Here is a 12,918-nt window from a genome sequence, read left to right as displayed (position 1 = left end):
GCTCAGGCCGGTTGATCGATCAAAAGGCGCTCGACGATCTTGCCGTTCGCCAGATGCGAATCGACGATCTCGTCGATGTCGGTTTCGTCGACGTAGGTGTACCACGTCCCTTCCGGATACACGACGACGACCGGCCCCAGCTCGCATCGGTCCAGACATCCCGCTTTGTTGATGCGCACTTTGCCGTCGCCCGCGAGGCCGAGCTGCTTCACGCGCTTTTTCGCATGCTCCTGCATCGCCTGCGCATTGCAGTTCGCGCAACTTTGACGCGGGGCGTCCGGCTCGCGCTGGTTCAGGCAGAAAAACACGTGGTACTTGTAGAAGGAATCCATGAGGGTCGGCAAAAAAGTGTGTCGGCCGATTATAGCGACCGATGCCGATCGCCGTCGGCGCGCCGCCGGGCGAGCCACGCGCGCTCCGCGACCGACGCGAGCCAGCCGAGCGCCGCATACGGCCAGACCCACGCGAGCCAGTGCGCGAGGCCGTTGAAGTGCAGATAGCGCCCCTGCCGCCAGTCGGCCACGACGATGTCGAAGTACGGATTCACCGGCAGCACGTTCGCCAAAACGAGCGCGACGACGAGCGTCGCGCCCGCGAGCCCGGCGCGCAGCGCGCGCGGCAGCGAGAGCGAGAGCATTGCGGCCAGCGTACCGGTCGCGATCCCTTCGAGGGCGCCGTCGGTTGCCCAGTCGAAGGTCAGGCCCGCGCGCGATTGCAGGAACGAAGCGCCCGCCTTCGCGCCGAGCGTCGCGGCGAGCAGCCCGAGCATCAGCCGCACGCGCGGTGCGCGCTCGCGCATGCGCAAGGTTGCGAGCACGAGCGCGGCGAACAGGTTGCACGAGGTGATCAGCGCTTCCCAGGAATCGTCGGGAAGGAGCTCGGCGAAGTCGTCGATCCAGATGCCGATGTCCCACGCGGCGGGCGTCCAGGCGAGGATCGCGTCCTGCATCGACGGATCGAGGCCGTCCCACAGGACGCGCGGCAAGTCGCCGGCGCCGAACAGGAACGGCGCGGGGAACATGGTCGCGAACGGCCAGAGCGCGGAGAGGCCGAGCACGTAGGCGGCATCGCGCTCGAACCAGGTGAAGCGTATGCGCCGCAACAGGCCGCGATCGAGCAGCATGCTCGTGGCGGGCGCGGCCAGCACGCCGCCGATCAGCGCGCCGAGCGCGTTCGCGGCGAGATCGAGGTTCGACGCGACGCGCGTCGGCAAATAGGTCTGGATCGATTCCATCGTGCCCGACAACAGCGCCCCGCCGACGAACGCCGCGCCCACCGCCAGCGCGCTGCGCCAGCGCGGATAGAGCGCGAGCACGATCAGCGCGCCGAGCGGCATATAGCCGAGCACGTTCGTGACGACGTCGAACGCGGTCACGTACTGGGGGATCGGATCGGTGAGAAACGCGAACGGCCCGAGGCCGAGCGAGCGCCAGCCGGAGAACGGATACAGCGACCCGTAGACGACGAGCGCGGCATACACCGCAAGCGCCTGCCGCGCGAACATCGATGGGCGGCGCTGCCACTGCTTGATCGTCATCGGTGGCCCGGGCGCTCCGTGGCGCTGTGCAGCGGCGTCATTGCGACGCGACGAGCGGCTGCACGCCGAGCCAGGTGGTCATCTGCGCGATGAGTTCGTCGGACGCGGCGGCAAGCGCCCGCGCGCCGCCGGCGGCATCGCCCGTATAGGCCGGCGCGCGCGCCATGAACGTGCGCTGGCCGATCACGCGGCCCTGCTGCGAGAGCGTCGCACGCGCGGAGACGAGCGCGTGGCTCTCGTCAGGCGCGTCGAACACCTGCTCGAAGCCCGTCAGCTCGACTTCGAGCAGCGGCGCGCGCACGGTGTCGGCGCCCGTCAAAACGGGGCCGCGCGCCGACAGCGCCGCGCGCAGGCGCTGCGTGAGCAGTTGGGCGGGCGGCATCGTCCAGTGGCTGTTCGAATAGCTACCGGTGCGCTGCGCATCGGCGTATTGCAGACGGTAGATGAACGCGTCGGAATCGAGATCGCGCGGCGCGTGCACGCCGATTACCTTCATCGGCGGCATCGAGCCGGGCGTGCCGATCTGCGGCGGTGCGCCGAGGTCGTAGCGGATATTCGAGACGGCGGCCGGCGGCCCCGACGCGCAGCCGGACAGCGCGGCCACGGCAAGCGCGAACATCGCGAAGGGAAGACCGCAGCGCCGCGGCAGCGAGCGCCAAACGCGCATCGCGTCGAAATTCATGGGTGGCATCACAGTTCCTTATCTTCGATGCATGAAACGTCAAACTCCAGCGTGAAAGACAGGATTCGCGAGAGTTTTCAAACTTTAGCGCGCCAAATTTTAAGGCAAACTCACTGAACGCTCTTAATTGCACTAACGAACAGCCTTCGCGCACCTATTGGCCAGCTTTCGCCGGCCAGTTGAAGCCCGGTTCGCCCGGCCCCGGCGCCTGTACCGGCGCGCCGAACAGCACGCTGCGCGGATTCGTGCTGAACGTGTCGGCGGCGCGGTCGATGGAGCGCGCGGCGCTGCTGACGTCGTCGGCAAGCGAATTGACGTGCGGCAGCGTCTCGTAGCCGACGCGCGCCGAAAGCTCCCGCAGCGAGTCGTTCATGTCGGCGAGCGCGACGCCCGCCTGCTCCGCCGCCGCCCCTGCCTTGTTCAGATTCGAAACGAACGGCCCGTCCGGCCGGTTCAGGCTCTGGATCAGCACGTTGGTGGACGCGAGCGCCTTGTCCAGTTGCGTGAGCGTTGCGGGCAGGCGCGCCGTCGCCGGGCCGACCTGGCTCGCGAGCGTCGCGATGCCGTCGGCCGCGCCGCGCAGGCTCTTCGTGGTGCGCATCATTTCGTCGCGAACGTCGTCGGAGAGGAATTTGTCGGCGTCGTCGGCCAGGCGCTCGAACTTGCGCAGGATCACGTCGCCGCGCTGCTGCAACTGGTCGAAGATGCCCGGGCGCATCGGCACTTCCGCCACGTCTTTCGCCGACGAAGGCAAATCGCGCGTGTCCTTGCCGGTGTCGTCGAGCTGCACGAACGCAATGCCCGTCACACCCTGGAAGCCGAGCGTGGCGTAGGTGGAATGCGTCATCGGCGCGTTTTTGTCGACGAGGATGCGGATGCGGATCTGCCCCGGATGCGACCGGTCGAATCTGATCGACTCCACCTTGCCGACGCCGAGCCCGCGATAACGCACGGCGGCATCGGTGAAGAGGCCCGTCACATTGGTGCGCGCGATCAGGTCATACGGCACGCGCACTGTGCGATCGACGTTGAAAAAAAACACCGTGATCGCGATCGCCGCGACGAGGCCGATGGTGAAGAGGCCAGCCCAGAACGCATGGGATTTGTTTTCCATCGACAGGTTCCTTTTCCTTTTGCGCGTGTCATTTCAACTGCAGCGGCGCTTCTTCCAGCGCCACCGCTGGCAGCCGCGCGCGGCGCTCGAACGGCAGCGCCTGCAGCGCGCGGCGTCCGCGCCGGCCGAGAAAATACTCGCGGATGAACGGATGATCGACCGCCACCGCCTCCTCCACGGGCGCCGCGACCAGCACGCGCCGGTCGGCAAGCACGGCGACGCGCGTCGAGAGCGCGACCATCGTGTCGAGATCGTGCGTGACCATCACGACCGTCAGCCCGAGCGCGCGATGCAGCGTCGCAATCAGGTCGACGAATTCGTCGGAGGCCTTCGGGTCGAGGCCGGCGGTCGGCTCGTCGAGAAAGAGCAGTTCCGGCTCGAGCGCGATCGCCCGCGCGATGCCCACGCGCTTGATCATCCCGCCGGAAAGCGCCGCCGGCATCTTGCTCGCGTGCTTGCACGACAGCCCGACCATTTCGAGCTTCAGCATCACGAATTCGCGGATCAGGTCCTCGGGAATCTTGCCGAGTTCGCGAAACGGCTGCGCGATGTTGTCGTACACCGACAGCGACGAAAAGAGCGCGCCCTGCTGGAACATCATCCCGGAGCGCGTGCGCAGCATGCGCGCGGTTTCGTCGTCCATGTTCGCCCACTCTTCGCCGAGCACGCGGATACGGCCCGACGTCGGCGATTCGAGGCCGAGCATCTGGCGCACGAGCGTCGTCTTGCCGGAGCCCGAGCCGCCGAGCAGCGCGACGATTTCGCCGCGCCGCACCTGCAGGTTCAGATGCTCGTGGATAACGGTGCGCCCGTAGCGCTTCGTCACGTCCTCGCATTCGATCACCGGCTCCGCGATGACGGGCGGCGGCTGGTGGCGAACGGCGGTGGCGAGTGTGGTCGACATCAGAGCCCCACGTTCTGGAAAAGGATCGCGAACACGGCGTCCGCGAGAATCACGATCGTGATCGACGTGACCACCGAAGTGGTCGTGCCTTCGCCGAGGCTCTGCGAATTCGCCTTGATGCGAAAGCCGTAGTGGCACGCGGCGAGCGCGATCAGCATGCCGAACACGACGCCCTTGCCGAGTCCGATCCACAGGTTCGTGATCGGCACGACGCTCGGCAGCGAGCGCACGAAGAACGAAAAGTCGATCTGCAGCACGAATTTCGCCGCGAGCGCACCGCCCGTCAGCGCGATGATGTTGGTCCACATGACGAGGAGCGGCATCGCGATGCCGAGCGCGATCACGCGCGGCAACACCAGCCGCAGGCCGTGCGGGATGCCCATGACCTGCATCGCGTCGAGTTCTTCGGTCACGCGCATCACGCCGATCTGCGCGGTGATCGCCGATCCCGAGCGCCCTGCCACGAGAATCGCCGAGAGCACCGGCCCGAGCTCACGAATCACCGACAGCCCCAGGATATTCACGATGTACTGGTTAGCGCCGAAGGTGCGCAGTTGCTGCGCGGAAAGATAGCTCAGCACGATGCCGATCAGGAACGCGACGAGCGCCGTGATCGCGAGCGCCTGGGTGCCGGCGCTATAGATATTGGCGGAGATTTCGGTCCACGGGATGCGTTTCGGACGGCGCACGATGCTGATCAGGTCGAGCATGAAGCCGCCGAACATCGCAATGCCGCCGTACAAGTGCTCGAAGAACGAGAACAGCAAGAGGCCGAAGCGCGTGACGAAAGTCGAGCGATCGACGGGTTCGGGTTCTTCGCGCTCGGCGTCGAGCAGCGCGACGCGCTGGAAAATCTCGCGCTGCGTATCAGAGAGCGCGACAACGGCCGGCATCCGGCGGCCCCAGATGCGCCACAGCGCCTGCCCGCCGACGTGATCCAGCCGTTCGATCGACAGCAGGTCCCAGTTGGGAATCGCTTCCCGGCCGATTGCGCGGAGGCGCCGCGTCACGCCGCCTTTCGAGCGGTCGCGGGCGAGCGCAAGCGCCGTCCACTGGCCGGAGAGCCGGACCACCTTGCCTTGCTGACCGGATTCCACTCGCAAGCGGGGCGGCGTGTCGAAGTTCAAGGATGGGTTCGCGTGGGGAAAGGGAGAGCCCATTGTAACGAAGGTTGATGCGTTCAAATGGCTTATGCAGCCGGAATCGCCCGCCAGTGTTGGCGTGCGGCGGCGGGCCGCTACAATGGAATCCATGAACTCATCACATTCCACCTTTCCGCTCGACGCCGCCTGGCGCATCGACCGCGAGCGGCTCGAAGCGCTCCTCGCGCGGCCGGTGCGCGGCTGGCCGGTCGATATCGTCGATGAGACGGGGTCCACCAACGCCGACCTCATGGCGCAAATGAAGGAACTGCCGCGCGAGCGGTCGTCGCCGACGCTGGCGCCGCTCGTACGCGTTGCGTATTCGCAGACGGCGGGGCGTGGCCGGCGCGGGCGTCCGTGGGTCGCGCAGCCGGGCAACGCGCTGCTTTTTTCGGTGGCGTGCGTGCTGCCGCGGCCTATCGAAGGGCTTGCGGGATTGAGCCTCGCGATCGGCACGGGCGTGATCGATGCGCTCGGGCAATTGCCGCTGTCGGCATCGGCGAGACTCGCGCTGAAATGGCCGAACGACGTGCTGATCGACGACGGCAAGCTCGCCGGCATCCTTATCGAGACCGCGTGGAACACACCGCAGGCGACGGCGGTCGTGATCGGCATCGGCATCAACCTGCACGGCGCGGCGGAGCTTGCGGCGCAAGTCGACGAAGCGAACCGGCTCGGCAGCGGTAATTTGCCGGCGCCGGGCAATCTGCCGGCGTCGCTGTCGCGCGCGTGGCCGAACGCCAATCTGACCGACACGCTCGCCGCGCTGCTGAACGCGCTCGATGCGACGCTTACGCGCTTCGCCGCCGAGGGTTTTCGGCCGTTCCGGCAGCCGTGGCTCGCGGCGCACGCCTATGCGGGCCGCGAAGTCGTGCTGCTCGAACAGGGCGTGGAGGTGGCGCGCGGCGTCGCGGCGGGCGTCGACGATCAAGGGCAGTTGCAGATTGACACGCCCGAGGGGCTGCGCACGGCCGCGACCGGCGATGTCTCGCTGAGGCTCGGGGAGCCGCGTCCGTGAGCGGCGGCGCGGCGCGGCTTCTGATCGACGCGGGCAACAGCCGGATCAAATGGTCGATGATCGCGGACAACGGCGCCGAATTCGGGCGCGGCGCGTTCGAACACGACGGAACGCCGGATTGGGCCGCCTTGCCGCAGCCCGATGGCGCTTGGATTTCGAACGTCGCGGGTGAGTCGGCGGCACAGCGCATCGATGCACTGATCGACGCGCGCTGGCCCGGCTTGCCGCGCACGATCGTTCGCGCGCAGGCGCTCCAGTGCGGCGTGTCCAATTGCTATGAAGAACCGTCGAGCTTGGGCAGCGACCGCTGGTGCGGCCTGATCGGCGCGCGCGCTGCGTTTCCCGGCGAGAACCTGCTGATCGCGACCTTCGGCACGGCGACGACGCTCGAAGCCCTGCGCGCCGACGGCATGTTCACCGGCGGCCTGATCGCGCCGGGCTGGTCGCTGATGATGCATTCGCTCGGCACGCACACCGCCCAGTTGCCGACGCTCGATGCCGCCGCCGCCCGCAGCGCGCTCGGCGCGACGCGCAGCCTGTTCGCGAACAGCACGCGCGCGGCATTGTCGGCGGGATGCCTGCTCGCGCAGGCGGGATTGATCGAGCGGGCCTGGCAGGACCTGCGCGCCGACTGGCAGGCCGACGTGCGCCTCGTGCTCGGCGGCGGCGCGGCGAACGAAGTCGCCGGCGCGCTCGACGTGCCGCACACGCGCCATGATTCACTCGTTCTGGCTGGACTCGCGCTGATCGCACGCGATGCCGCCGAACGCAACCTTTCCTGACGGAGCATCACATGCTGCGCTGGCTGATCGCCGTTCTCTTTCTGGCAAACTTGCTGATGTTCACCGTCGCGCGCGGGGTGTTCGGGCCGCTGCCTTCGGCGGGCGGGCGCGAGCCGCATCATTTGCTGCAGCAGGTGCGCCCCGAAACGCTGTCGACGCGGCCGCTGCGCCCCGAAGATTCCGCCGATCAGCCGGTGGTCGGCGGTCCGGCGCCTGCCGCGCCGGTGCGCAGCAAGCCGCTCACGCAGTGAGCGTCGTTTTTAGCTGAGCGTACGGACTTTCCTGAGAAGCGCGGTGGTCGAGCGATCGTGTTCGAACGCGATGGCGAGCGCCTTGCCGCCCCAGCCGCGCACGAGCGCGGATTCGGCGAGCTTGTCCATGTCGTAGTCACCGCCTTTCACGAGCACGTCTGGACGCAGCGCGCCGATCAGTTCGAGCGGCGTCGATTCCTCGAATTTCACCACCCAGTCGACGCTTTCCAGCGCCGCCAGCAGCGCCATGCGATCGTCTTCGCGATTGATCGGACGATCGTCGCCCTTGCCGAGCGTGCGCACGGAGGCATCGCTGTTCACGCCGACGACCAGCGTCGCGCCGAGCGCTTTCGCGTCAGCGAGATAGGTGACGTGGCCGCGATGCAGGATGTCGAAGACGCCGTTCGTGAATACAACGGGGCCGGTGAGCGTGGGGCGGATGGCGGCGAGTTCGTCGCGCGTGGTGATCTTGCGTTCGAAAATGGCTGGCATTGCGGCTTTGCAGGGAAGTGTTGGATGGGCGGATTTTGCCATGCGGCAGTTGGGGGACTAATGTCCGTGCGAGCCAGAGAATCTGCTCATATCTGCTCAAAATTCCAAGTATCTGCTCAGTTTCCGGAGTATCTGCTCAAACACGAGCAAATAGTGAGCAGATACTTTGGTAAGGGTCGAATCCAACGTGCTCCTGATGCGACCACCTCACAGCGCTCAGCATCACGCGGGAGCAGGCCCCTCAAGTGTTCAGAACAGCCTTCTGGCCAAAAAAAAAATGCCCCGGAAGTCAAAGACTCAAGGGGCATCTTGGGAAACTACACCGACGTTATCGACCCACTTGGATCAAACCCCTCAAGCCGGCTGCTCCGCCGATCCAGGCGCCGGCGCCGCGGCCTGCAGCCGCTGCACCACTTCCTTGCGATACCGGTTCAACTCCTGCGCCGTGGCGAATGACCGCTCGAACAGAATCGACAGGTTGTGCAGAATCCGCTCGACGACCTTCTTCTCCCAGCTATCGTCGAACCGGATCTGATCGTCGAGCCAGCGCTCGAGCCATTCCGGGTCGGGCAGACGCGATTGGATCGTATCGCGCGGGAACAGCGCCTGATTGACGTGCAGGTTCGTCGGATGCAGCGGCTTTTCCGTGCGTCGCGCCGACGCCATCAGCACGCCGATTTTCGCGAACGCCGCACGCGCCGTGTCGCCGGCCTGCGCCATTGCCTTCTTCATATAGCGCAGGTACGCGCCGCCGTGGCGGGCTTCGTCGCGCGAAATGGTTTCGTAGATGGCCTTGATCACCGGCTCCGTGTGCCATTCGGCAGCGCGGCGATACCAGTGATTCAGGCGGATTTCGCCGCAGAAATGCAGCATCAGCGTTTCGAGCGGCGGTGCCGGATCGAATTCGAAGCGCACCGCGTGCAGTTCCTCTTCCGTCGGCACGAAGTCCGGCTTGAAGCGGCGCAGATACTCCATCAGCACGAGCGAGTGCTTCTGTTCCTCGAAAAACCACACGCTCATGAAAGCGGAGAAGTCGCTGTCATGGTGGTTGTCGCGCAGGAACATCTCGGTTGCGGGAAGCGCAGACCATTCGGTAATCGCGTTCATCTTGATGGTTTTCGCCTGCTCGTCGGTGAGCAGGGACGCGTCGAATTTGTCCCAGGGAATGTCTTTCTCCATGTCCCAACGAACCGATTCCAGCGATTTATACAACTCCGGATACAGCATGGTGTTCATAGTCCACCCCTGATTTGCCACTTAGTGCGACGTTCTGTCTGTAGTTACCTTCGGCCCGGCACGCACTTGCGGATGCGACTCGCCGCCTGCGCGCCGAACAACCAAGCTTTCAATTTTACGCGGGAAACAGGCACCCAGACGCTAAAAACGGCAATAAGCACGCGCTTGATCAAACGACGGCGTATTGCCCGTTGCAGGAACGCCGCAATTCGACCTCGGCGCTGCGTTATTTCTACCTGGGTAAGGAGCGAAACCTGTGCCTGGGATATGAGGAAGCGGGACCTGCCCCGCTGGTCGCGTCTGGATGGGCCGTTTGGCGCAGCATGCCTGCCTTGCATGACATGCTCGTTATGAGCGCGACGACGACGATGTTCAGGCCCTTGCGGCGACGGTTTCGAAACCCTTTTCGAAACCTGTAACTCACCGCCGGACGGCGCGAAACGCTTACTGACTATAGCACGGCGGCCTGCCGCCAGGACGCGACGGTTTCATCGATCGGCGTGAGTCCTGGGACGTGTTCCACGCCGTCCGGGAGCTTGCGGCGCAGGACCGGACTGCTCCCGCCGACCCAGATTCCCACGCCCGCCGGCAGCAGGCTGCGCAGTTCGGTGAGACCGTTCGTCACGGCCTGCGCGGGCATCGCCGCGGAAAATGACAGCGCCACGACGTCGACCTTGTGCGCGGCGACGGCATCGACGATGTCGTGCAGTGGGGTCTGCGGCCCGAGGCCTAGGCATTCGCATTCCGCCAGCGAAAAAATCGCCTCCGCCATCAGAATGCCGAGCCCGTGGCTCTCGCCCGTCAGCGTGGTGAGCAGCATGCGCGGCCGGCCGCCGCGCCCGCGCAGCGCATCCGAGAGCGGCCGCAGCAACGTGCGCAGCGTCACCTGCATCGCCTCGCTGAACAGGTGCTCGTGATAGACCTGAAGGGTCCCCGCAGCCCACGCATTGCCGACGCGCGCCGACAGCGGCGCCGCGACGTCGAGGACGAAGCGCTCCAGCCCGTCGCGAGTCGCGCGCTTGAGCATTTCGAAGCGGAAATCGTCGTAGGCGCCCGAGCGCAGCAGCGACACCAGCCGGTCAAGCTCGGCGTCCGGCGCGTCCTGCCCGACGCCTGATTCCTGCGCCAGTTGCTGCAGCACGTCGATCGATTGCGCAAGCACCTTGCTTGGCCGGTGTCCGGCGTCGAGCAAGCGCTTGACCAACCGTAGCTTCGTCACCTGCTCTTGCGGATACAGGCGTTCGCCGCCCGGCGAGCGCATCGGCCGGGGGAAACCGTAGCGTCGTTCCCAGACCCGCAGCGTGTCCTTCGTCAGCCCGATCTCGTGGGCAATCGCGCCGATGCCTATGCCCGCGAGCGGCACGACGGTGTCGTCCGGGTCGCCGGCGTCGGACAACGGCTCTCCTCCGTCATTGATTTCTGGTATGTTTGTCATGGACAAAATGATCCATCGTCGAGGTTAGGCAAACCTTCTCCCTTGTCTAAATCCTTATATTAAAAGGCTAAGTCTGAAACACCCGCATTCCCATGATAGACGATTTTTTAAAATCATCATGGACAAATATTGGTCTGATATCCCGGTGCATCCGCGTCGGCCGGAACTGCGTAAATCCGGGGACCGAAGCGAGAACGGAGATGCCATGCGAGTTGCAGTGATCGGAGCGGGGATTTCGGGGCTCGCGTGCGCGTGGCGCCTGGCGCAAAGCGACGCCACGGTCGAAGCGACGCTTTTCGAAGCGAACCGATATTTCGGCGGCCACGCGAACACGGTAGACGTCACGCTCGACGGCATCACGCATCCGGTCGATACAGGCTTCCTCGTCTTCAACGAACGAACGTATCCGAATCTCGTCGCGCTGTTCGAGGAACTCGACGTTCCGACCACCGAAACCGACATGTCGTTCTCCGTTTCGCTCGCGGATCGCGCGCTTGAGTGGGCGGGCACAAATCTGAATACCGTGTTCGCGCAGCGGCTCAATCTGCTGCGGCCCTCGTTCCTGCGCACGCTCGCGGACATCGTGCGCTTCAACCGTCTCGCGACTTCGATGGCGCTTACAACGCGCGATGAAGCGTCGCCGGCCGAATCCGTCGGCCGCTTTCTGGCGCGCGAGCGCTTCTCGGCCGCATTTCGCGACGGATACCTGCTTCCGATGATAGGCGCGATCTGGTCGTGCCCAGTCGCGCAAATGATGGCTTTCCCAATCGGGACGCTCGTGCGTTTTTGCCATAACCACGGCTTGCTGCAGGTCGCTGACCGTCCGCGCTGGCGCACCGTGACGGGCGGCAGCCGCGAATACGTCGCGCGGATGCTGGCGCGCATCCCGGATGCGCGTTTGGGCGAGCCCGTTCGGTCGGTACGCCGCGTGGTGCGCGATGGGCGGCCCTCGGTGGAAATTCAAACAACGAGCGGCATCGAAACGTTCGATCACGCCGTTCTGGCGTGTCACAGCGACCAAGCGCTGTCGATGCTCGCGGATCCATCGGCTGTCGAGCGCGCGGTGCTGGGCGCGATCCGCTATCTGCCGAACCGCGCCGTGCTGCACACCGACGCGTCGCTGCTGCCCGCGCGGCGTGCCTGGTCCGCGTGGAACTTCGAGAGCCGCAGCGCGGCGGGTGAAACGCACGTCTGCGTCCACTACCTCATCAACCGCTTGCAGCCGCTGCCGTTCGAAGCGCCCGTGATCGTGTCGCTGAATCCGGTGCGCGAGCCGCGTCACGATCGCGTGCTGCGCGAATTCGCGTATAGCCATCCACTCTTCGATCAACCCGCCATCGATGCGCAGCGCGCGCTTCCCGCGTTACAAGGCGAGCGCAATACGTGGTTCGCGGGCGCGTGGACGGGTTACGGCTTTCACGAAGACGGCCTGACGTCGGGGCTGTCGGCGGCGGCATCTTTGATCGGGCGTGCCGCCGAGTCCGAACGCGCGGAGCTCGTCGCATGAGCGCTTTCGATGCCCCCGACGTCCTTCTCACCGGCCGCGTGCGGCACCGCCGGCTGCGGCCCGCGGCGAACGCGTTCTCGTATCGCGTGTTCGCGGTGCGCCTGCCGCTGCGTGCAAGGGCGGCGCGGCTCGCGAGCGGCGCGGGCGCGTCGGGCGACTCGCGACTTTTCGCTCACAACCGATTCGGCTTGTTGAGCTTCCACGACGCCGATCACGGCGACGGCACGCAGACCGCGCTCGGCTGGATCGACGCGTTGCTGCACGCGAACGGCATCCACGATGCGCGCGGCGAAATTTATCTGCAGACGTTTCCGCGCGTGCTCGGCTACGTCTTCAATCCGGTGAGTTTCTGGTTTTGCGAGCGCGCGGACGGCTCGCTGCGCGCCGTGCTGTGCGAAGTCAACAACACGTTCGGCGAGCGCCATTGCTATTTGCTCGACACAGGCGGCACGATCAAAAGCGGCGTACCGCTCACGGCGCGCAAGGTGTTCCATGTGTCGCCGTTCTGCAAGGTCGAAGGCACGTACACGTTCCGCTTCTTCTTCGATAAAACGCGCGGGTGCTCGCTAGCGCGCATCGACTACGACGACGCCGACGGCCCGCTCCTCGTGACGAGCATCGCGGGGACGACGCGTGCCCTCGATGCATCGAATGTGCTGCGCGTGTTCTTCAGCTATCCGATGATGACGATCGGCGTCGTCGCGCGAATTCACTGGCAGGCGCTGAAATTGTTCGCGAAGCGCGTGCCGTTCGTCGGCAAGCCCGCACCGCCGCGCGAAACGCTTTCGCGCGCGCGTGGCGAATCGTCGGGGAGGTGA

Annotated in this window: 14 protein-coding genes; 5 read left to right on the top strand and 9 right to left on the bottom strand. The window is 65.7% G+C overall.

Going from position 1 to position 12,918, the window contains the following annotated elements; all coding sequences use genetic code 11:
* Positions 1–2: 2 nt before the first annotated feature.
* The 6 genes from AWB67_RS08330 to AWB67_RS08305 form a co-directional block, all read right to left on the bottom strand.
* Complete coding sequence (locus AWB67_RS08330; protein ID WP_087655770.1) at positions 3–332, bottom strand: (2Fe-2S) ferredoxin domain-containing protein; 330 nt, start codon at positions 330–332, stop codon at positions 3–5.
* A gap of 29 nt (positions 333–361) precedes the next feature.
* A complete protein-coding gene (locus tag AWB67_RS08325) occupies positions 362–1,537 on the bottom strand; it encodes a VanZ family protein (protein WP_087655769.1) in 1,176 nt (391 codons plus the stop codon).
* 37 nt (positions 1,538–1,574) lie between these two features.
* Positions 1,575–2,219 (bottom strand): ABC-type transport auxiliary lipoprotein family protein, encoded by a 645-nt coding sequence (locus AWB67_RS08320; RefSeq protein ID WP_374729808.1) that lies wholly within the window; start codon positions 2,217–2,219, stop codon positions 1,575–1,577.
* A gap of 154 nt (positions 2,220–2,373) precedes the next feature.
* The gene (locus tag AWB67_RS08315) at positions 2,374–3,333 is read right to left on the bottom strand and encodes an MlaD family protein (protein WP_087655768.1); all 960 of its coding nucleotides are present in this window, start codon (positions 3,331–3,333) and stop codon (positions 2,374–2,376) included.
* Positions 3,334–3,361: 28 nt separating this feature from the next.
* On the bottom strand, positions 3,362–4,237 hold the full coding sequence (locus tag AWB67_RS08310; protein ID WP_087655767.1) for an ABC transporter ATP-binding protein: 876 nt from the start codon (positions 4,235–4,237) through the stop codon (positions 3,362–3,364).
* A complete protein-coding gene (locus AWB67_RS08305) occupies positions 4,237–5,364 on the bottom strand; it encodes an MlaE family ABC transporter permease (protein ID WP_087655766.1) in 1,128 nt (375 codons plus the stop codon). Before AWB67_RS08305 ends, AWB67_RS08310 begins: the two co-directional genes overlap by 1 nt.
* Positions 5,365–5,488: 124 nt before the next feature.
* Between AWB67_RS08305 and AWB67_RS08300 the strand changes: the two genes are divergently transcribed.
* The 3 genes from AWB67_RS08300 to AWB67_RS08290 are packed head-to-tail and all read left to right on the top strand — an operon-like array spanning position 5,489 to position 7,430.
* The gene (locus AWB67_RS08300; protein ID WP_087655765.1) at positions 5,489–6,397 is read left to right on the top strand and encodes a biotin--[acetyl-CoA-carboxylase] ligase; all 909 of its coding nucleotides are present in this window, start codon (positions 5,489–5,491) and stop codon (positions 6,395–6,397) included.
* Positions 6,394–7,179, top strand: a complete 786-nt coding sequence (locus tag AWB67_RS08295; RefSeq protein WP_087655764.1) for a type III pantothenate kinase — start codon at positions 6,394–6,396, stop codon at positions 7,177–7,179. The genes AWB67_RS08300 and AWB67_RS08295 overlap by 4 nt, the downstream gene beginning before the upstream one ends.
* Positions 7,180–7,190: 11 nt before the next feature.
* Entirely contained in the window at positions 7,191–7,430 is a 240-nt protein-coding gene (locus tag AWB67_RS08290; protein WP_087655763.1) for a hypothetical protein, read from the top strand.
* 9 nt (positions 7,431–7,439) lie between these two features.
* On the opposite strand, the gene rfaE2 is transcribed toward AWB67_RS08290, so the two are convergent.
* The 3 genes from rfaE2 to AWB67_RS08275 form a co-directional block, all read right to left on the bottom strand.
* Positions 7,440–7,922, bottom strand: a complete 483-nt coding sequence (gene rfaE2, locus AWB67_RS08285; RefSeq protein WP_087655762.1) for a D-glycero-beta-D-manno-heptose 1-phosphate adenylyltransferase — start codon at positions 7,920–7,922, stop codon at positions 7,440–7,442.
* 354 nt (positions 7,923–8,276) lie between these two features.
* Positions 8,277–9,158 (bottom strand): ferritin family protein, encoded by an 882-nt coding sequence (locus tag AWB67_RS08280; protein WP_087655761.1) that lies wholly within the window; start codon positions 9,156–9,158, stop codon positions 8,277–8,279.
* Positions 9,159–9,609: 451 nt separating this feature from the next.
* The gene (locus AWB67_RS08275) at positions 9,610–10,554 is read right to left on the bottom strand and encodes a MerR family transcriptional regulator (protein ID WP_235025078.1); all 945 of its coding nucleotides are present in this window, start codon (positions 10,552–10,554) and stop codon (positions 9,610–9,612) included.
* 244 nt (positions 10,555–10,798) lie between these two features.
* Here AWB67_RS08275 and AWB67_RS08270 point away from each other — a divergent pair, with 244 nt between their 5' ends.
* Entirely contained in the window at positions 10,799–12,100 is a 1,302-nt protein-coding gene (locus tag AWB67_RS08270) for an NAD(P)/FAD-dependent oxidoreductase (protein WP_087655759.1), read from the top strand.
* Positions 12,097–12,918 (top strand): DUF1365 domain-containing protein, encoded by an 822-nt coding sequence (locus AWB67_RS08265; RefSeq protein WP_087655758.1) that lies wholly within the window; start codon positions 12,097–12,099, stop codon positions 12,916–12,918. The genes AWB67_RS08270 and AWB67_RS08265 overlap by 4 nt, the downstream gene beginning before the upstream one ends.

The organism is Caballeronia terrestris, assembly GCF_001544515.1.
Lineage (GTDB): Bacteria > Pseudomonadota > Gammaproteobacteria > Burkholderiales > Burkholderiaceae > Caballeronia > Caballeronia terrestris.
This window is presented reverse-complemented; position numbering and strand designations above follow the sequence as displayed.